The 22,930-nt window shown below is 63.2% G+C and carries 19 protein-coding genes; 14 read left to right on the top strand and 5 right to left on the bottom strand.

Annotated features, from left to right (window positions below):
• Window positions 1–44: 44 nt before the first annotated feature.
• Both tsf and rpsB read right to left on the bottom strand, forming a co-directional pair.
• On the bottom strand, window positions 45–908 hold the full coding sequence (tsf, locus tag E8E68_RS01280; RefSeq protein ID WP_012270835.1) for a translation elongation factor Ts: 864 nt from the start codon (window positions 906–908) through the stop codon (window positions 45–47).
• Window positions 909–1,093: 185 nt separating this feature from the next.
• Complete coding sequence (rpsB, locus tag E8E68_RS01275; RefSeq protein WP_003252287.1) at window positions 1,094–1,831, bottom strand: 30S ribosomal protein S2; 738 nt, start codon at window positions 1,829–1,831, stop codon at window positions 1,094–1,096.
• A 347-nt stretch (window positions 1,832–2,178) separates the two neighbouring features.
• Here rpsB and map point away from each other — a divergent pair, with 347 nt between their 5' ends.
• Genes map through dapC form a run of 3 tightly spaced genes read left to right on the top strand, consistent with a single transcriptional unit; the run spans window position 2,179 to window position 6,933 of the window.
• On the top strand, window positions 2,179–2,961 hold the full coding sequence (gene map / locus E8E68_RS01270) for a type I methionyl aminopeptidase (protein ID WP_110746996.1): 783 nt from the start codon (window positions 2,179–2,181) through the stop codon (window positions 2,959–2,961).
• Between the two features lie 42 nt (window positions 2,962–3,003).
• On the top strand, window positions 3,004–5,706 hold the full coding sequence (locus tag E8E68_RS01265; protein ID WP_110746998.1) for a [protein-PII] uridylyltransferase: 2,703 nt from the start codon (window positions 3,004–3,006) through the stop codon (window positions 5,704–5,706).
• Window positions 5,707–5,736: 30 nt separating this feature from the next.
• On the top strand, window positions 5,737–6,933 hold the full coding sequence (gene dapC, locus E8E68_RS01260) for a succinyldiaminopimelate transaminase (RefSeq protein ID WP_266034100.1): 1,197 nt from the start codon (window positions 5,737–5,739) through the stop codon (window positions 6,931–6,933).
• 204 nt (window positions 6,934–7,137) lie between these two features.
• Here dapC and E8E68_RS01255 read toward each other — a convergent pair whose 3' ends face one another.
• Window positions 7,138–8,784, bottom strand: a complete 1,647-nt coding sequence (locus E8E68_RS01255) for a Na+/H+ antiporter (RefSeq protein WP_266034097.1) — start codon at window positions 8,782–8,784, stop codon at window positions 7,138–7,140.
• 335 nt (window positions 8,785–9,119) lie between these two features.
• Between E8E68_RS01255 and E8E68_RS01250 the strand changes: the two genes are divergently transcribed.
• The 4 genes from E8E68_RS01250 (at window position 9,120) to E8E68_RS01235 (ending at window position 12,227) form a co-directional block, all read left to right on the top strand.
• A complete protein-coding gene (locus E8E68_RS01250; protein ID WP_003252272.1) occupies window positions 9,120–9,467 on the top strand; it encodes an ArsC family reductase in 348 nt (115 codons plus the stop codon).
• A 31-nt stretch (window positions 9,468–9,498) separates the two neighbouring features.
• A complete protein-coding gene (gene dapD, locus E8E68_RS01245; RefSeq protein WP_110747006.1) occupies window positions 9,499–10,533 on the top strand; it encodes a 2,3,4,5-tetrahydropyridine-2,6-dicarboxylate N-succinyltransferase in 1,035 nt (344 codons plus the stop codon).
• 81 nt (window positions 10,534–10,614) lie between these two features.
• Window positions 10,615–11,820 (top strand): cysteine desulfurase, encoded by a 1,206-nt coding sequence (locus tag E8E68_RS01240; protein ID WP_280339266.1) that lies wholly within the window; start codon window positions 10,615–10,617, stop codon window positions 11,818–11,820.
• Window positions 11,817–12,227: a SufE family protein gene (locus tag E8E68_RS01235; RefSeq protein WP_280339264.1), complete on the top strand. Its 411-nt coding sequence runs from the start codon at window positions 11,817–11,819 to the stop codon at window positions 12,225–12,227. The genes E8E68_RS01240 and E8E68_RS01235 overlap by 4 nt, the downstream gene beginning before the upstream one ends.
• Before the next feature lie 49 nt (window positions 12,228–12,276).
• On the opposite strand, the gene tcdA is transcribed toward E8E68_RS01235, so the two are convergent.
• Complete coding sequence (tcdA, locus tag E8E68_RS01230) at window positions 12,277–13,086, bottom strand: tRNA cyclic N6-threonylcarbamoyladenosine(37) synthase TcdA (protein WP_177410780.1); 810 nt, start codon at window positions 13,084–13,086, stop codon at window positions 12,277–12,279.
• A 119-nt stretch (window positions 13,087–13,205) separates the two neighbouring features.
• On the opposite strand from tcdA, the gene E8E68_RS01225 reads away from it, so the two are divergent.
• The 4 genes from E8E68_RS01225 (at window position 13,206) to E8E68_RS01210 (ending at window position 18,357) form a co-directional block, all read left to right on the top strand.
• Window positions 13,206–15,797 carry a glycosyltransferase gene (locus E8E68_RS01225; protein ID WP_280339261.1) on the top strand — a complete coding sequence of 864 codons (2,592 nt, stop codon included), beginning with the start codon at window positions 13,206–13,208 and terminating at the stop codon, window positions 15,795–15,797.
• A 201-nt stretch (window positions 15,798–15,998) separates the two neighbouring features.
• The gene (gene dapE / locus E8E68_RS01220; RefSeq protein ID WP_110747017.1) at window positions 15,999–17,150 is read left to right on the top strand and encodes a succinyl-diaminopimelate desuccinylase; all 1,152 of its coding nucleotides are present in this window, start codon (window positions 15,999–16,001) and stop codon (window positions 17,148–17,150) included.
• Complete coding sequence (locus tag E8E68_RS01215; protein ID WP_280339257.1) at window positions 17,150–17,962, top strand: putative RNA methyltransferase; 813 nt, start codon at window positions 17,150–17,152, stop codon at window positions 17,960–17,962. The genes dapE and E8E68_RS01215 overlap by 1 nt, the downstream gene beginning before the upstream one ends.
• Before the next feature lie 17 nt (window positions 17,963–17,979).
• A complete protein-coding gene (locus E8E68_RS01210; protein WP_110747022.1) occupies window positions 17,980–18,357 on the top strand; it encodes a hypothetical protein in 378 nt (125 codons plus the stop codon).
• 119 nt (window positions 18,358–18,476) lie between these two features.
• Here the strand turns inward: E8E68_RS01210 and E8E68_RS01205 are convergent, their stop codons facing one another.
• Complete coding sequence (locus tag E8E68_RS01205) at window positions 18,477–18,686, bottom strand: cold-shock protein (protein WP_003252255.1); 210 nt, start codon at window positions 18,684–18,686, stop codon at window positions 18,477–18,479.
• 233 nt (window positions 18,687–18,919) lie between these two features.
• On the opposite strand from E8E68_RS01205, the gene plsB reads away from it, so the two are divergent.
• The 3 genes from plsB to E8E68_RS01190 all read left to right on the top strand — a co-directional run bounded on the left by plsB (window position 18,920) and on the right by E8E68_RS01190 (window position 22,601).
• Window positions 18,920–21,406 (top strand): glycerol-3-phosphate 1-O-acyltransferase PlsB, encoded by a 2,487-nt coding sequence (plsB, locus tag E8E68_RS01200; protein WP_266034078.1) that lies wholly within the window; start codon window positions 18,920–18,922, stop codon window positions 21,404–21,406.
• 76 nt (window positions 21,407–21,482) lie between these two features.
• Window positions 21,483–21,881, top strand: coding sequence for a YbaY family lipoprotein (locus tag E8E68_RS01195; protein ID WP_110747027.1), 399 nt, complete (start codon window positions 21,483–21,485; stop codon window positions 21,879–21,881).
• Window positions 21,882–21,914: 33 nt separating this feature from the next.
• The gene (locus E8E68_RS01190) at window positions 21,915–22,601 is read left to right on the top strand and encodes a DUF4197 domain-containing protein (protein ID WP_266034074.1); all 687 of its coding nucleotides are present in this window, start codon (window positions 21,915–21,917) and stop codon (window positions 22,599–22,601) included.
• The last annotated feature ends 329 nt before the right edge of the window (window positions 22,602–22,930 follow it).

Here is a 22,930-nt window from a genome sequence, read left to right as displayed (position 1 = left end):
GCGCGTGAGCGGGCAGCCTCTTTGGGGCGACAGACGGGGCTGTCTTACTGCTTGGCAGCAGCTACCTGAGCGGCAACTTCAGCAGCGAAGTCGTCGACTGGCTTCTCGATGCCTTCGCCTACCTTGAAGTAGGTGAAGGAAACGATTTCAGCACCGGCTTTCTTGGCCAGCTCGCCAACCTTGACTTCCGGGTTCATGACGAAGGCTTGCTCTTTCAGCGAGGCTTCGGCCTTGAACTTGGTGATACGACCGTTGATCATGTTCTCAACGATGTTTTCCGGCTTGCCGGCGATCTTGTCAGCGTTCAGCTGCAGGAAGACACCCTTCTCGCGCTCGATGGCCTCGGCGGAGATTTCCGACGAATCCAGGAACTCAGGGTTCGACGCTGCAACGTGCATGGCGATGTTCTTGGCCAGCTCGACGTCGCCGCCTTTCAGGACAACAACGGCACCGATCTTGTTGCCGTGCAGGTAAGCACCGACAACGTCACCCTCAACGCGCACCAGGCGACGGATGTTGACGTTCTCGCCGCACTTGGCAACCAGGGCTTCACGAGCAGCTTCACGCGAGGCGATCAGCGGAGCAGCGTCGGTCAGCTTCTGGGCGAAGGCTTCTTCCAGGCTTTCAGCAACGAAGTTCTTGAAGTCGTCTTGCAGGGCCAGGAAGTCGGTCTGCGAGTTCACTTCCAGCAGAACGGCGGATTTACCGTCGGTCTTGACCGCGATAGCGCCTTCAGCAGCGACGTTGCCAGCCTTTTTGGCGGCCTTGATGGCGCCCGAGGCACGCATGTCGTCAATGGCTTTCTCGATGTCGCCGCCGGCCTTTTCCAGGGCCTTTTTGCAATCCATCATGCCTTCGCCGGTACGCTCGCGCAGTTCTTTGACCAGCGCTGCAGTAATTGCTGCCATTTCAAAATCCTCTTGGAAAGTTTTTCAACCATTCCACCCGTTGTTCACGGGCGTTAAATTCTGCAAATCCGCTGTTTTCAGTTCAGCAGGCCCATGATGCGGGGACGATGCTGACAGCAGGATTTCAAGGTGGCAAAAAGGGGGCAGAGCCCCCTTTTTGCGTGCCAAGTAGACGCTAGCGCCTATTACTCAGCAGCAGGTGCAGCCGCTTCTTCAGCGTAAACTTCGGTGCCGCCGGCAACGTTGTTGCGGCCGCGGATGACTGCGTCAGCCATCGAAGTCATGTACAGCTCGATAGCGCGGATGGCGTCATCGTTACCCGGGATGATGTAGTCAACACCTTCAGGGCTGCTGTTGGTATCGACAACGCCGATAACCGGGATGCCCAGCTTGTTGGCTTCGGTGATCGCGATGCGCTCGTGATCAACGTCGATAACGAACAGAGCGTCTGGCAGACCGCCCATGTCCTTGATGCCGCCCAGGCTGCGATCCAGTTTTTCCAGGTCGCGGGAGCGCATCAGTGCTTCTTTCTTGGTCAGCTTGGCGAAAGTGCCGTCTTCGGCCTGGGTTTCCAGGTCGCGCAGACGCTTGATCGAAGCGCGGATGGTCTTGTAGTTGGTCAGCATGCCGCCCAACCAACGGTGGTCAACGTATGGCGAACCGCAACGAGCAGCCTGCTCGGCGACGATCTTGCCGGCGGAACGCTTGGTGCCGACGAACAGGATCTTGTTCTTGCCCTGGGCCAGGCGCTCAACGAACGACAGGGCGTCGTTGAACATTGGCAGGGTTTTTTCCAGGTTGACGATGTGGATCTTGTTACGCGCGCCGAAAATGTACTTGCCCATTTTCGGGTTCCAGTAACGGGTCTGGTGGCCGAAGTGCACACCGGCCTTCAGCATATCGCGCATGTTGACTTGGGACATGATAGTTCCTTGATAAGTCGGGTTGGGCCTCCACGTATCCCAATGACCAACCCGCGAGTTCTGCAACTCGGGGCACCCAGGTCATCGTGTCGACACGTGTGTGGGTTTGAGTGCTGACGGGGTCGTCCCCGAAAGCGGCGCATTTTATACCACAGACCGCAGCCGAACGGAACCCGGATACTGTTGCGTCCGTCAGCGGCTTTTGCAGCACCCCGGCTTTCGCGCCAGAATGCCAGCTGTAGACAGCAGCATGGCCGCCTTTATCCCGACCGATCGGCGCCCTGCTCTGCTAGAATCCGGCCTTTCCCGTTTGTTAGCGCCGTGCACGGCGCCGTAGAGAGCCTGTAATGACCGTCACCATCAAGACCGCAGAAGACATCGAGAAGATGCGCATCGCTGGCCGCCTGGCCGCCGAAGTGCTGGAAATGATCGAAGAACACGTCAAGCCCGGTGTCACCACCGAAGAGCTCGACCGCCTCTGCCATGACTATATCGTCAATGTTCAGCAGGCCATCCCGGCGCCGCTCAACTACAAGGGCTATCCGAAGTCGATCTGCACCTCGATCAACCATGTAGTCTGCCACGGCATCCCCAATGACAAGCCGCTCAAGGACGGCGACACGCTGAACATCGACATTACCGTGATCAAGGACGGCTACCACGGCGACACCAGCCGCATGTTCCACGTGGGTACCGTACCGGTATGGGCCGAGCGCCTGTCCAAGGTGACCCAGGAATGCATGTACAAGGCCATCGAGCTGGTCAAGCCGGGCTGCCGCCTGGGTGACATCGGTGAAGTGATCCAGAAGCACGCGGAAAAGAACGGTTTCTCGGTGGTGCGCGAGTTCTGCGGCCATGGCATCGGCAAGGTGTTCCACGAAGAACCGCAGATCCTCCACTACGGCCGCGCCGGTACCGGCATGGAACTGAAAGAAGGCATGACCTTCACCATCGAGCCGATGATCAACCAGGGCAAGGCCGACACCAAGGTGCTGGGCGACGGCTGGACCGCCATCACCAAGGACCGCAAGCTCTCGGCGCAGTGGGAACACACCCTGGTCGTGACTGCGACCGGCTACGAGATCTTCACCCTGCGCAAGGACGACACCATCCCGCGCACTTCGGCCTGACCGCCCCCCGGTAGACCACTCCCACGACAGGAACGTGACGCGATGCCCCAGGTGGACCCCGAGCTGTTCGACCGCGGCCAGTTCCAGGCGGAACTGGCACTCAAGGCGAGCCCTATCGCCGCCTTCAAGAAAGCCATCCGCCTGGCCGGCGAGGTGCTCGACAAGCGTTTTCGCGCTGGCAGCGAAATCCGCCCGCTGATCGAGGCCCGCGCCTGGCTGGTCGACAATATCCTGCAACAGGCGTGGAACCAGTTCGACTGGGGTGACCACAGTGGCATCGCCCTGGTCGCGGTGGGCGGTTACGGGCGCGGTGAACTGCACCCGCATTCTGACATCGACCTGCTGATCCTGCTGGGTGCCGCCGAGCACGAGCAGTACCGTGACGCCATCGAACGCTTTCTGACCCTGCTGTGGGACATTGGCCTGGAAGTGGGCCAGAGCGTACGCACGGTCGACGAATGCGCCGAACAGGCCCGCGCCGACCTGACGGTGATCACCAACCTGATGGAAAGCCGCACCATTGCCGGCCCCGAGGCCTTGCGCCAACGCATGCTGGAAGTCACCAGCACCGCGCACATGTGGCCAAGCAAGGAGTTCTTTCTGGCTAAGCGTGCCGAGCTCAAGGCCCGCCACCACAAGTACAACGACACCGAGTACAACCTCGAGCCCAACGTCAAGGGCTCGCCCGGCGGCCTGCGCGACATCCAGACCGTGCTGTGGGTCGCCCGGCGCCAATACGGTACGCTGAACCTGCACGCACTGGCCGGCGAAGGCTTCCTGCTGGAAAGCGAGAATGAACTGCTGGCTTCGTCCCAGGACTTCCTGTGGAAGGTACGCTACGCCCTGCACATGCTGGCCGGGCGCGCCGAGGACCGCCTACTGTTCGACCACCAGCGGAGCCTGGCCGCACTGTTGGGCTACAGCGACGACAACCCTAAGCGGGCAATCGAGCAGTTCATGCAGCAGTACTACCGGGTGGTGATGAGCATCAGCCAGCTGTGCGACCTGATCATCCAGCACTTCGAAGAAGTCATTCTCGCCGACGAGGAAAGCAGCAGCACTCAGCCGCTGAACGCGCGCTTCCGCCTGCATGACGGCTATATAGAAGCCAGCCAACCGAACGTCTTCAAGCGTACGCCGTTCGCCATGCTGGAAATCTTCGTGCTAATGGCCCAGCACCCTGAAATCAAGGGCGTGCGTGCCGACACCGTGCGCTTGCTGCGCGAGCACCGGCACCTGATCGACGACACCTTCCGCACCGATATCCGCAACACCAGCCTGTTCATCGAGCTGTTCAAATGCGAAATCGGCATCCACCGCAACCTGCGGCGGATGAACCGCTACGGCATTCTTGGGCGCTACCTGCCGGAATTCGGCCTGATCGTGGGGCAGATGCAGCATGACCTGTTCCACATCTATACGGTCGATGCGCACACGCTCAACCTCATCAAGCACCTGCGCAAGCTGCAATACACGCCAGTATCCGAAAAATTCCCGCTGGCCAGCAAGCTCATGGGCCGCCTGCCCAAGCCCGAGCTGATCTACCTGGCCGGCCTTTACCATGACATCGGCAAGGGCCGCCAAGGCGACCACTCGGAAATCGGCGCAGTCGATGCGCAGAAGTTCTGCGAACGCCACCAGCTACCGGCATGGGACAGCCGGCTGATCGTCTGGCTGGTGCAGAACCACCTGGTGATGTCGACCACCGCCCAGCGCAAGGACCTGTCCGACCCGCAGGTAATCAACGACTTTGCCCTGCACGTGGGCGACGAGACACGCCTGGACTACCTCTACGTGCTGACAGTGGCCGATATCAACGCCACCAACCCCAGCCTGTGGAACTCGTGGCGAGCCAGCCTGCTGCGCCAGCTCTACACCGAGACCAAGCGCGCCCTGCGCCGCGGCCTGGAGAACCCGCTGGACCGCGAAGAGCAGATTCGCCAGACCCAATCTGCAGCGCTGGACATCCTGGTGCGCGAGGGTACCGACCCGGACGACGTCGAGCAGTTGTGGTCGCAGCTGGGTGATGACTACTTCCTCAAGCACACCGCCGCCGATGTGGCCTGGCACAGTGACGCGATCCTGCAGCAACCAGCCGATGGCGGGCCTCTGGTACTGATCAAGGAAACCACCCAGCGCGAGTTCGAGGGTGGCACCCAGATCTTCATCTACGCCCCCGACCAGCACGACTTCTTCGCCGTGACAGTGGCGGCCATGTCGCAGCTGAACCTGAACATTCACGACGCGCGGATCATCACCTCGAGCAGCCAGTTCACCCTCGACACCTATATCGTACTGGACAACGACGGCGGCTCGATCGGCGACAACCCGCAGCGGGTCCGGCAGATTCGCGACGGCCTGACCGAAGCCCTGCGCAACCCCGAAGACTACCCGACCATCATCCAGCGCCGGGTGCCGCGCCAGCTCAAGCATTTCGACTTCCCGCCGCAGGTGACCATCCTCAACGATGCCCAACGGCCGGTGACCATCCTTGAAATCACCGCCCCTGACCGCCCGGGCCTGCTGGCCCGGCTGGGGCGGATCTTCCTGGAGTTCGACCTGTCGCTGCAAAACGCCAAGATCGCCACCCTCGGCGAACGGGTGGAGGACGTGTTCTTCATCACCGATGCCGACAACCAGCCGCTGTCTGACCCGCAACTGTGCAGCCGCCTGCAGGAGGCCATCGTGCAGCAGCTACAAGCCGGCCAAGGTAGCGACACCAGCCCGACCCGCGTGACCATTTAACGATTAGACGATTGACGAGACCTTGCGCCGATGAACCATGCCTTGACCCAGCTTCAGCCCTACCCGTTCGAGAAGCTCCGCGCCCTGCTGGGCAGCGTGAAGCCTGCGGCGGACAAACGCGCCATCGCCCTGTCGATCGGTGAGCCGAAGCACGAATCGCCGGCATTCGTCGCCCAGGCCATGGCCGACAACCTCGACAAGCTGGCGGTGTACCCCAGCACCATCGGCCTGCCAGCCCTGCGCCAGGCCATCGGCCAATGGTGCGAGCGGCGCTTTGGCGTGCCGACCGGCTGGCTGGACGCCGACCGCCACATCCTGCCGGTCAATGGCACCCGTGAAGCGCTGTTCGCCTTCACCCAGGCGGTGGTCAACCGCGCCGATGACGGCCTGGTGGTCAGCCCCAACCCGTTTTACCAGATCTACGAAGGCGCAGCGCTGCTGGCCGGCGCCACCCCGCACTACCTGCCGTGCCTGGAAAACAACGGTTTCAATCCGGACTTCGACGCCGTACCGGCCGAGGTGTGGCAGCGTTGCCAGATCCTGTTCCTGTGCTCGCCAGGCAACCCGACGGGCGCACTGGTGCCCATGGCTACCCTGAAAAAGCTGATTGCCCTGGCCGACGAACATGACTTCGTGATTGCGGCCGATGAGTGCTATAGCGAGCTGTACTTCGACGAGGATGCGCCGCCACCGGGCCTGCTGAGCGCCTGCGCCGAGCTGGGCCGTAGCGATTTTGCGCGCTGCGTGGTGTTCCACAGCCTGTCCAAGCGCTCCAACCTGCCAGGTCTGCGCTCGGGCTTCGTGGCTGGCGATGCCAAGATCATCAAGCCGTTCCTGCTCTACCGTACCTACCACGGTTGCGCCATGCCGGTGCAGACCCAGCTGGCCAGCATCGCCGCCTGGCAAGATGAGGCGCATGTACGCGAGAACCGCGACCAGTACCGCGCCAAGTACGATGCCGTGCTGGACATCCTGCAGCCGGTGATGGACGTGCAACGCCCGGATGGCAGCTTCTACCTGTGGGCCAAGGTGCCGGGCTGTGATGCCGAGTTCACCCGCGACCTGTTCGAAGCCCAGCATGTGACCGTGGTACCGGGGTCGTACCTGTCGCGTGAAGTGGCTGGCGTGAACCCGGGTGCCGGGCGCGTGCGCATGGCCCTGGTTGCACCGCTGGCCGAGTGCATCGAGGCGGCAGAGCGGATTCGCGCCTTCCTGCAAAACCGCTAACTGCACCGGGGGCGCTTTGCGCCCCATTCGCGGGACAAGCCCGCTCCCACAGGTCTCCAGCAACCTCAAATGCCATAGAGAACCTGTGGGAGCGGGCTTGCCCCGCGAATGGCAGCAACGACTTCTCCCACAGGTCTCCAGCAACCTCAAATGCAATAGAGAACCTGTGGGAGCGGGCTTGCCCGCGAATGGTAGCGATGAGGTCTACTTGACCTGCCCCAGGTTCGCCTCACTCATATCCAGCTCCCCCAGTACCTGCCGCACCACCTCATCCCCCACCTGGTGCTGGCGATGCAGGTTATACAACTCCAGCCGCTGCGCCCTCAGCGCACGCAGGCGTAAACGCCGCTCCAGCAAGTCCATCTGTTCGGCCAGGGCCTTGGCCTCGGCACTGTCGTTGTAACTGTCCAGCTCATCCCGGTACTCAGCCATCAACCGTGCCTTCAGCTCGGTTGCCAGGGTCGCCTGAGCAGCATCTTGCGGGGCAGTGGCGTCGATCACCTCCTCGGCTTCCAAGGCATGAATCGCCGCCTCGGCCGTACGCCGCCAGGCTTCCTGCACTTCCTGGTGCAAGCGCTCGTCCGGGCTCTTGGTCACCCCGCGCAGTAACATCGGCAGCGCGATGCAGGCGCTGATCAACGACAGCAGGATCACCCCGGCGGCAATGAAAATCAGCAAGTCTCGCTCAGGGAAGGCCTTGCCCGCGCCCATCAGCAACGGTACCGACATCACACCCGCCAGGGTCACCGCACCGCGCACTCCGCCCAGGGTCAGCAGCCAGCAGGAGCGCGCCGTAGGCATCAGCACCAGCGCCGGCTTGCCACGCCAGCGACGCACCACACCGATCGAACGCCAGATGCTCTGCACCCAGATGAACCGCAGCAGGATCAGCGCAGCAAAGATCGCCACCACGTCCAGACAGCGGTAGGCCAGGGTCGGCCAGACGGTAGCCTCGTGGCTGACCACCGCCTTGATGATGTCCGGCAACTGCAGGCCCAGTAGCAGGAAGATCAGGCCATTGAAGGCGAACTCCAGCAGCGACCAGACGCTACGGTTGAGCAGGCGGGTGCTGGTCTGGCGTGGCAGCAGGTCGAGCCAGCTTTGCATCATGCCGGCTGCCACCGCCGAAAGGATGCCCGAAACGCCCAGGCGCTCGGCCAGCACGTAGGCCGCGAACGGCAGCAGTAGCATGAACACCACGTGGGTGGCGGGGTCGTCCCAGCCGCGCGCGATCATCCACGCGCGCAGGCGGCCCACCAGCCAGCTCAGGCCCACACCCACCGCCAGCCCGCCAAGCGCGACCAGCACAAAGCTGAAGCTTGCATCGGTCAGCGAGAACACCCCGGTGATCGCCGCCGCCAGGGCGAACTTGAAGGTCACCAGGCCCGATGCATCGTTCATCAGGGCCTCCCCCTGCAACATGTGCATCAGCGGAGTGGGCAGGCGGTCCTGGGCAATGGCCGATACCGCCACGGCATCGGTCGGCGACAGCACCGCCGCGAGGGCGAAGGCCACCGGCAGGGGGATGCTCGGCAGCAGCCAGTGAATGAAGTAGCCAGCCCCGACCACGGTGAACAGCACCAACCCGACGGCCAGCGCCACCACTGGCCCGCGAATGCGCCACAACTCACGCTTGGGGATGCGCCAGCCGTCGGCGAACAGCAGCGGCGGCAAGAACAGGAACAGGAACAACTCCGGGTCCAGGGCTACATGCAGGCCCAGGGTCGGCAAGGCCAGCAAGGCTCCGGCAGCGATCTGCACCAGCGGCAAGGGCAGCGGAATCATGCGGCCGACCAACTTCGACAGGCTGACCAGCGTCAGCAGGATGAGGACGGTGTAGGCGGACTGCATCCGGGAAAGCTTCCTTTGTAAACCAGAAACGGTAGCAAGGCGAAACATCGCCATTGAAACAATATGTTAGCGGCGACCGAGAGCGTGGGGCCGCTGCACGATAGTCGCAGGTGACGGCGGAATATGTAACACGATGATACTTATGGCGATGGCGGCGCGCGGACCTCCTCTCGCCTGAGCATGCGTCACTCGGGTCCTGCGGCGCCGGATCTCCGACACACTGCGAGGCGCAAGGCAAGCACACCCGTGGCGCTCACTGTTTCGTTCCCGCATAATCCCGCGACTGACATCGAAAAACGGAGAGATTGGGGCAACCTGTATCCCCAATGTACACAATGACCTACACGCTCTACGGCATCAAAGCCTGTGACACCATGAAAAAGGCGCGTACCTGGCTCGAAGACAAAGCCATCGCCTACGAATTCCACGATTACAAAACCCAAGGCATCGACCGTGACAGCCTGAACCGCTGGTGCGACGAACACGGCTGGGAAGTCATCCTCAACCGTGCCGGCACCACCTTCCGCAAGCTGGACGACGCCAGCAAGGCCGACCTCGACCAGGCCAAGGCCGTCGAGCTGATGCTGGCCCAGCCGTCGATGATCAAACGCCCGGTGCTCGACCTTGGCGCGCGTACCCTGGTTGGCTTCAAGCCCGACCTGTACGCCGCTGCCCTGGCCTGAGCCCCTACCCTATTTCGCACGAGGTAATCACATGTCCAATACCCTGTTCAGCCTGGCCTTCGGTGTCGGCTCCCAGAACCGCCAGGGCGCCTGGCTGGAAGTGTTCTACGCACAACCGCTGCTCAACCCGAGCGCCGAACTGGTTGCTGCAGTAGCCCCTGTTCTCGGTTACGAAGGTGGCAACCAGGCCATCGCCTTCAGCAACGCCCAGGCCGCACAACTGGCCGAAGCCCTGAAAGGCGTCGACGCGTCCCAGGCCGCCCTGCTGACCCGCCTGGCCGAAAGCCACAAGCCGCTGGTCGCCACCCTGCTGGCCGAAGACGCCGCACTGACCTCCACCCCAGAGGCCTACCTCAAGCTGCACCTGCTGTCGCACCGCCTGGTCAAGCCGCATGGCGTGAGCCTGGCCGGCATCTTCCCGCTGCTGCCGAACGTGGCCTGGACCAACCAGGGCGCGGTAGACCTGAGCGAACTGGCTGAGCTGCAACTGGAAGCGCGCCTGAAGGGCGAACTGCTGGAAGTGTTCTCGGTGGACAAGTTCCCGAAAATGACCGACTACGTGGTCCCGGCCGGCGTGCGTATCGCCGACACCGCTCGTGTGCGCCTGGGCGCCTACATTGGCGAAGGCACCACCATCATGCACGAAGGCTTCGTCAACTTTAACGCTGGCACCGAAGGCCCGGGCATGATCGAAGGCCGCGTTTCCGCGGGCGTATTCGTCGGCAAGGGCTCTGACCTGGGCGGCGGCTGCTCGACCATGGGCACCCTGTCCGGTGGCGGCAATATCGTCATCAAGGTTGGTGAAGGCTGCCTGATCGGCGCCAACGCCGGTATCGGCATCCCACTGGGCGACCGCAACACCGTCGAGGCTGGCCTGTACATCACTGCCGGCACCAAGGTGAACCTGCTGGACGAAAACAACGAGCTGGTCAAAGTGGTCAAGGCCCGCGACCTGGCCGGCCAGACCGACCTGCTGTTCCGCCGCAACTCGCTGAACGGCGCGGTGGAGTGCAAGACCCACAAGTCGGCCATCGAGCTGAACGAAGCGCTGCACGCTCACAACTGAGAACCTTGCCGGGTTTGAGGTGTTAAGATCGGGTCTGGCGCCAACGCACCAGACCCGATTTTCATTCCAGGCCTCGCAAACATGTTCCAGCCCTCTCCCTGGCGTGCCGACTTCCCCGCCATCGCCGCCCTGCAACGGCAGCACCAGACCTATCTGGACAGCGCCGCCACCACCCAGAAGCCGCAAGCCCTGCTCGATGCCCTGAGCCATTACTACGGCCATGGCGCGGCCAACGTGCACCGCGCCCAGCACTTGCCTGGCGCATTGGCGACCCAGGCCTTCGAAACCAGCCGCGACAAGGTTGCCGCCTGGCTCAACGCCGCTGACTCACGGCAGGTCGTGTTCACCCACGGCGCCACCTCGGCACTGAACCTGCTGGCCTATGGGCTGGAACACCGTTTCGAGGCCGGTGACGAGATTGCCGTCAGTGCCCTGGAGCACCATGCCAACCTGCTGCCTTGGCAACAGTTGGCCCAGCGGCGCAACCTGCGCCTGGTGGTGCTACCGCTGGATACCCAAGGCCGCATCGACCTGGACCAGGCCCTGCAATTGATCGGCCCGCGCACCCGGGTGCTCGCGGTCAGTCAGTTGTCCAACGTGCTCGGCACCTGGCAGCCGCTGCCCGCCTTGCTGGCGCATGCCCGTGCCCAAGGTGCCGTGACCGTGGTCGATGGTGCTCAAGGCGTAGTGCATGGCCGCCATGACGTGCAACAACTGGGCTGCGACTTCTATGTGTTCTCCAGCCACAAGCTGTATGGCCCGGAAGGAGTCGGCGTGCTCTACGGCCGCAGCCAGGCCCTGGAGCTGCTGCGCCACTGGCAGTTCGGTGGCGAGATGGTGCAACTGGCCGACTACCAAGGCGCCAGCTTCCGCCCGGCGCCACTGGGCTTTGAAGCAGGCACACCTCCAATTGCCGGGGTAATCGGCCTGGGCGCCACCCTGGACTACCTGGCCAGCCTCGATGCCCAAGCGGTAGAAGCCCACGAAAACAGCTTGCATCAGCACTTGCTGCGCGGCCTGGCGGATCGTGAGGGCGTGCGGGTGCTGGGTGCGCCCCAGACGGCCCTGGCCAGTTTCGTGATTGAGGGCGTGCACAATGCCGACATCGCCCACCTGCTCACCGAGCAGGGCATTGCCGTACGTGCCGGGCATCACTGCGCCATGCCCCTGCTGAAAGGGCTGGGGCTGGAGGGCGCGATACGGGTATCGCTGGGGTTGTACAACGACAGCGATGACCTGCAGCGATTCTTTGCAGCGCTGGACCAAGGCCTGGAGTTGTTGCAATGAACCTGTCGGCTCAGGCGCTTCAAGCGCTGGAAGCTTTTCAACAGGGCAAGGGCTGGGAACAGCGTGCCCGGCTGTTGATGCAGTGGGGTGATCGCCTGGAGCCGCTGGCTGACACCGAAAAGACCGAGGCCAACCGGGTGCATGGCTGCGAAAGCCTGGTGTGGCTGGTGGCCGAGCAGGTCGAGGGAACGTGGCGGTTCAAGGCCAGCAGCGATGCCCGCTTGTTGCGTGGGCTGCTGGCGCTGTTGCTGGTGCGGGTGCAGGGAATGGCCAGCGAGGAACTGGCCGGGATCGATCTGCGCGAGTGGTTTACCGAGCTTGGGCTGGAGCGCCAATTGTCGCCGTCACGCAGCAATGGGCTGCATGCGGTGTTGCAGCGGATGGCGGAATTGGCGTCCGACCGCTGAAGTGGCCCCGGCTGCTCCGCGGGCAGGCCCGCGAAGCAGCCGGCGCGTTCTATTCGGGCTTGACCCGCTCCGACGGTCGGCGCGCCCCCGCCACCAGTTTTTCTATCGCCTTGCTCGCCGCCACCATGCCAAAAGTCGCGGTCACCATCATCACCGCACCGAAACCACCCGAGCAGTCCAGCCGCACGCCTTCGCCAACGAAGCTTTTCTGCAGGCACACGCTGCCATCCCCCTTGGGGTAACGCAGCTGTTCGCTGGAAAACACGCATGGCACGCCATAGTTGCGGCTGACATTGCGCGAGAAGTTGTAGTCGCGGCGCAGGGTCGAGCGCACCCGCGAGGCCAGCGGGTCGTTGAAGGTCTTGTTGAGGTCGGCGATCTGGATCTGGGTCGGGTCGATCTGCCCGCCGGCGCCACCGGTGGTAACGATGGCGATCTTGCGCCGACGGCACCAGGCAATCAGCGCTGCCTTGGCCATGACGCTGTCAATGCAGTCGATCACGCAATCGAGGTTTTCGGTGATGTACTCGACCATGGTCTCGCGGGTGACGAAATCAGCCACTGCATGCACCACGCACCCCGGGTTGATCGCCCGCAGACGCTCGGCCATCACCTCGACTTTCGGTCGCCCCACCTGCCCCTCCAGGGCATGGGCCTGGCGGTTGGTGTTGCTGACGCAGACATCGTCCAGGTCGAACAGGGTGATCTCGCCCACGCCGCTACGCGCCAACGCTTCGGCCACCCACGAGCCGACCCCGCCAATCCCCACCACGGCCACATGGGCCTGACCCAGGCGTTGCAGCCCCTGGTCGCCATACAGCCGGGCGACGCCGGCAAAGCGTGGATCTTCTGTGCTCATGTTCATACCCCAAAAAACCGGCGCGCATTATATGCCAGCGGGCCCATGGCCTGCATCGTTAGGAAAGAGACTGCCAACCCTGCTTTAATGTCCTATCTCTTCGACACAAATGGACGACAATGTCTTCACGTAAATTCGGCCTGAACCTGGTCGTGGTCCTGGCCATCGCCGCGTTGTTCACCGGGTTCTGGGCGCTGATCAATCGCCCGGTTTCCGCGCCTGCCTGGCCAGAACAGATCTCCGGTTTCTCGTATTCGCCATTCCGCCTGGGCGAAAGTCCGCAGAAGGGCCAGTACCCCAATGACGAAGAAATGCGTCAGGACCTGGAGCAACTGAGCAAACTGACCGACAGTATCCGTATCTACACCGTGGAGGGTACCCAGGCGGATATCCCGCGGCTGGCCGAGGAATTCGGCTTGCGGGTGACGCTGGGCATCTGGATCAGCCCGGACCTGGAGCGCAACGAGCGTGAAATCGCCACGGCCATCGAGCTGGCCAACAATTCGCGCAGCGTCGTGCGGGTTGTTGTTGGCAACGAGGCGCTGTTCCGCAAAGAAGTCACACCGGAGAACCTCATCCAGTACCTGGACCGGGTGCGTGCCGCGGTCAAGGTACCCGTGACCACCAGCGAACAATGGCACATCTGGAAAGAAAACCCGCAGCTGGCCAAGCATGTCGACCTGATTGCCGCACACATCCTGCCCTACTGGGAATTCGTGCCAATGAAAGACTCGGTCGAGTTCGTACTCGACCGGGCGCGTGAGCTGAAGCACCAGTTCCCGCGTAAGCCGCTGCTGTTGTCGGAAGTCGGCTGGCCGAGCAACGGCCGCATGCGCGGCGGCGCCGATGCCACCCAGGCTGACCAGGCCATCTACCTGCGCACCCTGGTCAACACCCTCAACCGCCGCGGCTACAACTACTTTGTCATCGAAGCCTATGACCAGCCGTGGAAGGCCAGCGACGAAGGCTCGGTAGGTGCCTACTGGGGCGTCTACAACGCCGAGCGCCAGCAGAAGTTCAACTTCGAGGGGCCGGTGGTGGCGATCCCGCAGTGGCGTGCCTTGGCGGTGGCCTCGGTGGTATTGGCGATGATTGCCCTGATGGTGCTGTTCATCGACGGCTCGGCCCTGCGCCAGCGCGGCCGTACGTTCCTGACCTTCATCACCTTCCTGTGCGGGTCGGTGCTGGTGTGGATCGCCTACGACTACAGCCAGCAATACAGCACCTGGTTCAGCCTGACCGTGGGCGTGTTACTGGCGCTCGGTGCACTGGGCGTGTTCATCGTACTGCTGACCGAGGCGCATGAGCTGGCCGAGGCGGTGTGGATACACAAGCGCCGCCGCGAGTTCCTGCCGGTGCAGACCGACAGCGCCTACCGCCCCAAGGTATCGGTGCATGTGCCGTGCTACAACGAGCCGCCAGAGATGGTGAAGCAGACCCTCGACGCCCTGGCCGCGCTCGACTACCCCGATTACGAAGTGCTGGTGATCGACAACAACACCAAGGACCCGGCCGTGTGGGAACCGCTCAAGGCCCACTGCGAGAAGCTTGGCGAACGCTTCAAGTTCTTCCACGTTGCGCCCCTGGCCGGTTTCAAGGGCGGCGCGCTGAACTACCTGCTTCCCCACACCGCCAAGGACGCCGAAGTGATTGCGGTGATCGACTCGGACTACTGCGTCGACCGCAACTGGCTCAAGCACATGGTCCCGCACTTCGCCGACCCGAAAATTGCCGTGGTGCAGTCGCCGCAGGACTACCGCGATCAGCACGAAAGCGCGTTCAAGAAGCTGTGCTACAGCGAGTACAAGGGCTTCTTCCACATTGGCATGGTCACCCGCAACGACCGTGACGCAATCATCCAGCACGGCACCATGACCATGACCCGGCGCAGCGTGCTGCAAGAGCTGGGCTGGGCCGAGTGGTGTATCTGCGAGGACGCCGAACTGGGCCTGCGCGTGTTTGAGAAAGGCCTGTCGGCAGCCTACGCCCATAACAGCTACGGCAAGGGCCTGATGCCCGACACCTTCATCGACTTCAAGAAGCAGCGCTTCCGCTGGGCCTACGGCGCCATCCAGATCATCAAGCACCACGCCGGCGCCTTGTTGCGCGGCAAGGGCAGCGAGCTGACCCGTGGCCAACGCTACCACTTCCTGGCAGGCTGGCTGCCGTGGATCGCCGATGGCATGAACATCTTCTTCACCGTCGGCGCGCTGTTGTGGTCGGCCGCGATGATCATCGTGCCGCACCGGGTCGACCCGCCGCTGATGATCTTCGCCATCCCGCCGCTGGCGCTGTTCTTCTTCAAGGTTGGCAAGATCGTCTTCCTCTACCGCCGTGCGGTAGGGGTGAACATGAAGGATGCCTTTGCTGCGGCGCTGGCGGGGCTGGCGCTGTCGCACACCATCGCCAAGGCGGTGCTGTACGGTTTCTTCACCAGCAGCATGCCGTTCTTCCGCACGCCGAAGAATGCCGACAGCCATGGGTTGCTGGTGGCGATCTCCGAAGCGCGGGAAGAGCTGTTCATCATGTTGCTGCTGTGGGGCGCGGCGTTGGGTATCTACCTGGTGCAGGGGCTGCCGAGTTCGGACATGCGCTTCTGGGTGGCGATGTTGCTGGTGCAGTCGTTGCCTTATGTGGCAGCGCTGGTGATGGCGTTCCTGTCGTCGCTGCCCAAGCCCGCAGAAAAGGCTGCCGAAGCGCAGCAGGCTTGAGATTGCCGGGGCTGCTTTGCAGCCCATTCGCGGCACGAGGCCGCTCCCACAGGTAATGCACATGCCTGATGGGCGGCGGTCATCCTGGTGGGAGCGGCCTTGTGCCGCGAATGGGCCGCAACGCGGCCCCACTGCCACATCGGTTTGATATAAGATAACGCCCCTCAGATTTCCCCGCCTTGCCTTGCCCCGGAGTTCCCCATGACGGCCCCTGCCGAGCTCTCGCCTACCCTTCAACTGGCCTGCGACCTGATCCGTCGCCCCTCGGTCACCCCTGTCGACGCCGATTGCCAGGCGCAGATGATGAACCGTCTGGGCGCCGTCGGTTTCCAGCTGGAGCCGATGCGCATTGAAGACGTCGACAACTTCTGGGCCAGCCACGGCAACCAGGATGGCCCGGTGCTGTGCTTCGCTGGCCACACCGACGTGGTGCCTACCGGCCCGGTACAGCAATGGCAGCACGAGCCGTTCGAGGCCCTGATCGACGCTGACGGCATGCTCTGTGGCCGCGGCGCTGCCGACATGAAAGGCAGCCTGGCCTCGATGGTGATTGCCAGCGAGCGCTTCGTGCAGGACTACCCGAACCACCGCGGCAAGGTGGCCTTCCTGATCACCAGCGACGAAGAAGGTCCGGCCCACCATGGCACCAAGGCCGTTGTCGAGCGTCTGAAAGCCCGCAACGAGCGCCTGGACTGGTGCATTGTCGGCGAGCCTTCCAGCACCACCCTGCTGGGTGACGTGGTGAAAAACGGCCGCCGTGGTTCGCTCGGCGCCAAACTGACCGTGCGCGGCAAGCAGGGCCATGTCGCCTACCCGCACCTGGCGCGCAACCCGATCCACCTGGCCGCCCCGGCCCTGGCCGAGCTGGCTGCCGAGCACTGGGACGAAGGCAATGCGTTTTTCCCGCCAACCAGCTTCCAGATCTCCAACCTCAATTCCGGTACCGGTGCTACCAACGTGGTTCCGGGCGAGCTGACCGCGCTGTTCAACTTCCGCTTCTCTACCGAGTCCACCGTCGAAGGCCTGCAGGCCCGGGTGTCGGCGATTCTCGACAAGCACGAGCTGGACTGGTCGATTGACTGGGCCCTGTCTGGGCTGCCGTTCCTCACCGAACCGGGCGAACTGCTGGACGCGGTGGCAGCCAGTATCAAAGGGGTTACCGGCCGCGAAACCGAGCCCTCGACCAGTGGCGGCACTTCCGATGGCCGCTTCATCGCCACCATGGGTACCCAGGTGGTCGAGTTGGGCCCGGTCAACGCCACCATCCACCAGGTGGATGAACGGATCCTGGCCAGCGACCTCGACCTGCTGACAGAAATCTACTACCAGACCCTGGTCCGGTTGCTCGCCTGATGCTTGCCTGCCCCCTTTGCCAGGCGCCGCTGAGCCGGCTCGACAACGGTGTGGCCTGCCCGGCAGGCCACCGCTTCGACCGCGCCCGCCAGGGTTACCTGAACCTGCTGCCGGTACAGCACAAGAACAGCCGCGACCCGGGTGACAACCAGGCCATGGTCGAGGCTCGCCGCAACTTCCTCGATGGCGGCCATTACGCCCCCGTGGCCCGTCGCCTGGCCGAGCTGGCCGCCGAGCGCCATCCCGGTGCCTGGCTGGATATTGGCTGCGGCGAGGGTTACTACACCGCGCAACTGGCCGAGGCCCTGCCAAACGCAGAGGGTTACGCCCTGGACATCTCTCGCGAGGCGGTCAAGCGTGCCTGCCGTCGGGCGCCAGAGGTGACCTGGATGGTCGCCAGCATGGCTCGCGTTCCGCTGGCCGACGCCAGTTGCCAGTTCATCGCCAGCGTGTTCAGCCCGCTGGACTGGGCCGAGGCCAAGCGCCTGCTCAGCCCCGGCGGCGGCCTGATGCGCGTTGGCCCGACCAGCGGCCACCTGATGCAACTGCGTGAGGTGCTCTACGATGAAGTGCGCCCTTACGCCGACGACAAGCACCTGGCCCTGGTGCCCGAAGGCATGGCCCATGCCCATAGCGAAACCCTTGAGTTCCGCCTGAGCCTGGCCGCGCCCAAGGCCCGCGCCGACCTGCTGGCCATGACCCCGCACGGCTGGCGCGCCAGCGCAGAAAAACGTGCACGGGTGATCGACCAGCCCGAGCCGTTCGAGGTCACGGTTTCCATGCGTTATGACTATTTCGTGCGCCAAGACTGAGCACACCCGGAGCCCTTATGCGCCAACCTGATATCGAGATCTACCTGAAGGACGCCGACGTCGACCACAAGCAGATTGCCGAGTGGCTCGCCCAGGCAATCGGCCCGTGCAGCGAATGGCAGCAGAAAGGCCATACCTTCAAATGCCTGGCCGGTAACATTCCGGTCACCTGGTTACCGAAGGCTGTAGGGAAATGGAACAGCCTGTACCTGGAAAGCGACCAGACGCCCTGGGACGATGACGTGGCCTGCGCCCGCGCTGCATTCGCCGCACTGGGTGTGGAAGTGCGCTGCGCGCCGGGAGGCTGGGTCGAGGAAGACGGCGAAGAAGATGCCGACCGTTGGGTCCGTATCAGTGCCGACGGTGAAGAGGAAATCACCTGGCGTACTTCCTGAGCGGTATTTTTTGTGGGAGCCCGGCTGGCCGGCGATGCAGGCAGCACGGTGCCCGGCACCGGTTTCGCCGGTAATCGCCGGCAAGCCGGCTCCCTCAACAAACCGTTACATCATGAGGCTCAGAGGCCCACTACGTCTTCGGCTTGCAGGCCTTTCTGGCCCTGCACGCAGGCGTATTCCACGCGCTGCCCTTCGACCAGGGTACGATGCCCCTCACCGCGGATCGCCCGATAGTGGACGAACACATCCGCACCACCTTCGCGCTGAATGAAGCCATAACCCTTGGCATCGTTGAACCACTTTACATTCCCAGTCTCACGAGACGACATCTGAACTACTCCGGATTTTTATTGTGAAAATCGCCTTGTAGGCATGGGGTCACCTGCCCCGCACCAACGCCGCTTGTCGAAATATCCTGCAAGTGGCAGGCCGAGTATATGACACAGAACAAAAAAAATTGATGACGCTCCCGCTGATGGCCGATTTTTGCTGAACTTGCGCACATACGGCAGACTAAATGGCTGGATACCCATCTGAACATCTCACCCAGGGCACACACCCCATGACCCGTTCCCCCCTGCGCCGCATGATCTTCGGCGCCCTGCGTCGCCTGTTGTACCTGTGGGTGCGCTCCGAGACCATCAACCAGTCCTCGATGTCGTTGAACCTGGACCGCAGCCGGCCAGTGTTCTATGCCCTGCCGTCACCGGCGCTCACCGACCTGGCCGTGCTCGACCACGAATGCACCAAGGCCGGGCTGCCACGCCCGGTGCTGCCGGTAGCCGTGGGCCCACTGCAGGAACCCGCCGCGTTCTTCTACCTGACACCCGACCCGGACTGGCTCGGCCGGCAGGACAAAAGCGGCGCGCCGCCCACGCTCGAGCGCCTGGTGGCTGCCGTCAGCCAGCATGCCGAAGAAGATGCGCAGATCATTCCTGTCAGCGTGTTCTGGGGCCAGACCCCGGCCAGTGAGTCCAGCCCGTGGAAGCTGCTGTTCGCCGACAGCTGGGCGGTAACCGGGCGCCTGCGCCGGCTACTGACCGTACTGATCCTGGGGCGCAAGACCCGGGTGCAGTTCTCCGCACCGATTCACCTGCGTGAACTGGTGCAGCACAACAAGGGCCACGAGCGCACCGTGCGCATGGCCCAACGCCTGATGCGCGTGCACTTTCGCAACCTCAAGACCGCCGTCATCGGCCCGGACATCTCGCACCGACGCAACCTGGTCAAAGGGCTGGTCCACGCCCCGCTGGTACGCCAGGCCATCACCGACGAGGCGCAACGCGAGAACCTGCCGCTGGCCAAGGCCGAAGCCCAGGCGCTGCGCTACGGCAATGAAATCGCCTCGGACTACACCTACACCGCCATCCGCTTCCTTGAGGTGGTGCTCAGTTGGTTCTGGAACAAGATCTACGACGGCATCAAGGTCAATCACATCGAACAGGTGCAAGGCATCGCGCCCGGCCACGAAGTGATCTACGTGCCGTGCCACCGCAGCCACATCGACTACCTGCTGCTGTCGTACCTGCTGTTCCGCAACGGGCTCACCCCGCCGCATGTGGCGGCGGGCATCAACCTCAACATGCCGGTGGTGGGCAACCTCCTGCGCCGTGGCGGCGCCTTCTTCATGCGCCGCACGTTCAAGGGCAACCCGCTGTACACCGCAGTGTTCAACGAATACCTGCATACCCTGTACACCAAGGGCTTCCCGGTCGAGTACTTCGTCGAAGGCGGCCGCTCGCGTACTGGGCGCATGCTGCAGCCACGCACCGGGATGCTGGCCATCACCCTGCGTAGCTTCCTGCGCTCGTCGCGCACACCGATCGTGTTCGTCCCGGTGTACATCGGCTACGAGCGGGTGCTCGAAGGCCGCACCTACCTCGGCGAGCTGCGCGGTGCCAGCAAGAAGAAGGAGTCGGTGTTCGACATCTTCAAGGTGTTCGGCGCGCTCAAGCAGCGGTTCGGCCAGGTCTACGTCAACTTCGGCGAACCGATCCGCCTGGCCGGCTTCCTCGACCAGCAGCAGCCCGGCTGGCGTGAACAGGAGCACGGCCCGCAGTACCGCCCGGACTGGCTCAACGCAACCACCACACGCCTGGGCGAGACCGTGGCCCGCCACCTGAACGAGGCGGCGGCGATCAACCCAGTCAACCTGGTGGCAATGGCGCTGCTGTCCACCAGCCGCCTGGCGCTGGACGAGCGCGCCCTGACCCGGGTGCTCGACCTGTACCTGGCCCTGCTGCGTCGCGTGCCCTACTCGCCACACACTACCCTGCCCGAAGGTGACGGCCAGGCGCTGATCGAACACGTGCGCAGCATGAACCTGATAGCCGAACAGAAGGACGCTCTGGGCCGCATCCTGTACCTGGATGAAGGCAATGCGGTGCTGATGACGTATTACCGCAACAACGTGCTGCACATCTTCGCCCTGCCGGCACTGCTGGCCAGTTTTTTCCTCAGCAGCTCGCGCATGAGCCGCGAACTGCTGGGCCAGTATGTGCATGCGTTGTACCCGTACCTGCAGGCCGAGCTGTTCCTGCGCTGGACGCCAGAGCAGCTGGACGACGTCATTGACCAATGGCTGGCTGCACTGGTCGAACAGGGACTGCTGCGCCAGGACAACGACCTGTACGTGCGCCCGGCGCCCAGCTCGCGGCAGTTCGTGCTGCTGACCCTGCTTGCCCGCACCATCACCCAGACCCTGCAGCGTTTCTACATGGCCACTTCGCTGCTGCTCAACAGCGGCCAGAACAGCCTGAGCGCCGAAGAACTGGAAGACCTGTGCGTAATGATGGCCCAGCGCCTGTCGATCCTGCATGGCTTGAACGCGCCGGAGTTCTTCGACAAGACGCTGTTCCGCCACTTCATCCAGACGTTACTCCAGCAAGGCGTGCTGCACACCGACACCCAAGGCAAGCTGGGCTATCACGACAAGCTCGGCGAGCTGGCCGAGGGCGTGGCCAAGCGTGTGCTATCAGCCGAGTTGCGCCTGTCGATCCGCCAGGTGGCCCTGCACCGGGAAGACGGGCTGGAAACTTCGACCATCTGAGGCTTTATCCGACGGGAAAATCCGCTAAAGTCCCTGGGGTTGGCCACAAGCCGGCTCCAAGGACCACGGAGATTCCATGAAAAAGCTCTTTATGCTGTGTTGCGCATCACTGCTCGCAGCCTGTTCCAGCCAAACCCCTTCCAACCAGGCCAGTCTGGAGGGTGAAGTCTTCTACCTGCAGCGCATCGCCCTGCCACCTGCCGCCACCCTCAGCGTAGCGCTGCAGGACGTATCGCTGATGGACGCCCCGGCGGTAACCCTGGCGCGCCAGGCCGGCCCGGTCAAAGGCAACGTGCCGCTGCCGTTCCACCTCACCTACGACCCGAGCCAGGTCAAGCCCGGCCACCGCTATGCGGTGAGCGCACGCATCGAGCTGGATGGCAAGCTGCTGTTCATCAACACCGAACACCACGCTGTCATGCTCGACGGCAGTGATGCGCAGCCCGTGCGCGTCAAGGTCGACCAGGTTCGCTGATACCCGTATTCATCCGTTTACAAGGAAAGCTTCATGATCCGCACTTCCCTGCGCTTCACCACCCTGTGCGCCGGCTTGCTGCTGTCGGCCAGCGCCTTGGCCCTGTCGCTGGGCGACCTGAGCCAGAAAGACGCCACCGGTGGCTTGAAGGATGCCCTGACCCAAGGCGCTCAACTGGCGGTCAAGCAACTGAGCACCCCCGGTGGCTTCAGCAATAACCCGGACGTGCGCATCGAACTGCCGGGCAACCTGGGCAAGGCAGCCAAGGCGATGAAGATGTTCGGCAAGGGTGAACAGGTCGAAGCCCTGGAAACCAGCATGAACAATGCTGCCGAGGCTGCCGTGCCACAGGCCCAGGCGATTCTGGTGGATGCCGTGAAGAACATGAGCGTGACCGACGCCAAGGGCATCCTCAGCGGCGGTGCCGACTCGGCCACCCAGTACCTGAACAAGAGCAGCCGCGACCAGATCCGCGCCAAGTTCCTGCCAATCGTCAAGCAGGCTACCGACAAGGTTGGCGTGGTCCAGCAGTACAATGCCTTCGCCGCCCAGGCCAAAGGCCTGGGGCTGGTCAAGGATGACGCCAATATCGAGAACTACGTGACCGAAAAGGCACTGGATGGCCTGTTCGAGATGATCGGCAAGCAGGAACAGAGCATTCGCCAGAACCCGGCGCAGGCAGCTACCAGCCTCGCCAAGAAGGTCTTCGGCGCCCTCTGATGGCCCAGCGGGCTTGAGGCTGATGCAGTACCTGGGGAAACAACTGGCTTGCTCAATTTCTAGAATCTAGTGCAATCCCTGTGGGAGCGGGCTTGTCCCGCGAACACGGGCGAAGCCCGTGCCATGCACCGTGTTGGGTTCTTCGCGGGACAAGCCCGCTCCCACAGGTTACCCCCGCAGGCTTGAGGCTGATGCAGTACCTGGAGAAACAACTGGCTTGCTCAATTTCTAGAATCTAGTGCAATCCCTGTGGGAGCGGGCTTGTTCCGCGAACACGGGCGAAGCCCGTGCCATGCACCGTGTTGGATTCTTCGCGGGACAAGCCCGCT

It is taken from the genome of Pseudomonas sp. BN607, from assembly GCF_029871175.1.
Taxonomy (GTDB): domain Bacteria; phylum Pseudomonadota; class Gammaproteobacteria; order Pseudomonadales; family Pseudomonadaceae; genus Aquipseudomonas.
This window is presented reverse-complemented; position numbering and strand designations above follow the sequence as displayed.

What these genes read in the sequence shown, in the direction of transcription:
- E8E68_RS01255 (WP_266034097.1), bottom strand. Translation starts at nt 8,784, where the DNA reads ATGCAGTCCGCCTACACCGTCCTCATCCTGCTGACGCTGGTCAGCCTG.
- map (WP_110746996.1), top strand. Translation starts at nt 2,179, where the DNA reads ATGACCGTCACCATCAAGACCGCAGAAGACATCGAGAAGATGCGCATC.
- E8E68_RS01235 (WP_280339264.1), top strand. Translation starts at nt 11,817, where the DNA reads ATGAACCTGTCGGCTCAGGCGCTTCAAGCGCTGGAAGCTTTTCAACAG.
- E8E68_RS01250 (WP_003252272.1), top strand. Translation starts at nt 9,120, where the DNA reads ATGACCTACACGCTCTACGGCATCAAAGCCTGTGACACCATGAAAAAG.
- E8E68_RS01215 (WP_280339257.1), top strand. Translation starts at nt 17,150, where the DNA reads ATGCTTGCCTGCCCCCTTTGCCAGGCGCCGCTGAGCCGGCTCGACAAC.
- tsf (WP_012270835.1), bottom strand. Translation starts at nt 908, where the DNA reads ATGGCAGCAATTACTGCAGCGCTGGTCAAAGAACTGCGCGAGCGTACC.
- E8E68_RS01225 (WP_280339261.1), top strand. Translation starts at nt 13,206, where the DNA reads ATGTCTTCACGTAAATTCGGCCTGAACCTGGTCGTGGTCCTGGCCATC.
- E8E68_RS01210 (WP_110747022.1), top strand. Translation starts at nt 17,980, where the DNA reads ATGCGCCAACCTGATATCGAGATCTACCTGAAGGACGCCGACGTCGAC.
- E8E68_RS01240 (WP_280339266.1), top strand. Translation starts at nt 10,615, where the DNA reads ATGTTCCAGCCCTCTCCCTGGCGTGCCGACTTCCCCGCCATCGCCGCC.
- dapC (WP_266034100.1), top strand. Translation starts at nt 5,737, where the DNA reads ATGAACCATGCCTTGACCCAGCTTCAGCCCTACCCGTTCGAGAAGCTC.
- tcdA (WP_177410780.1), bottom strand. Translation starts at nt 13,086, where the DNA reads ATGAGCACAGAAGATCCACGCTTTGCCGGCGTCGCCCGGCTGTATGGC.
- dapE (WP_110747017.1), top strand. Translation starts at nt 15,999, where the DNA reads ATGACGGCCCCTGCCGAGCTCTCGCCTACCCTTCAACTGGCCTGCGAC.
- plsB (WP_266034078.1), top strand. Translation starts at nt 18,920, where the DNA reads ATGACCCGTTCCCCCCTGCGCCGCATGATCTTCGGCGCCCTGCGTCGC.
- E8E68_RS01265 (WP_110746998.1), top strand. Translation starts at nt 3,004, where the DNA reads ATGCCCCAGGTGGACCCCGAGCTGTTCGACCGCGGCCAGTTCCAGGCG.
- E8E68_RS01190 (WP_266034074.1), top strand. Translation starts at nt 21,915, where the DNA reads ATGATCCGCACTTCCCTGCGCTTCACCACCCTGTGCGCCGGCTTGCTG.
- E8E68_RS01195 (WP_110747027.1), top strand. Translation starts at nt 21,483, where the DNA reads ATGAAAAAGCTCTTTATGCTGTGTTGCGCATCACTGCTCGCAGCCTGT.
- rpsB (WP_003252287.1), bottom strand. Translation starts at nt 1,831, where the DNA reads ATGTCCCAAGTCAACATGCGCGATATGCTGAAGGCCGGTGTGCACTTC.
- E8E68_RS01205 (WP_003252255.1), bottom strand. Translation starts at nt 18,686, where the DNA reads ATGTCGTCTCGTGAGACTGGGAATGTAAAGTGGTTCAACGATGCCAAG.
- dapD (WP_110747006.1), top strand. Translation starts at nt 9,499, where the DNA reads ATGTCCAATACCCTGTTCAGCCTGGCCTTCGGTGTCGGCTCCCAGAAC.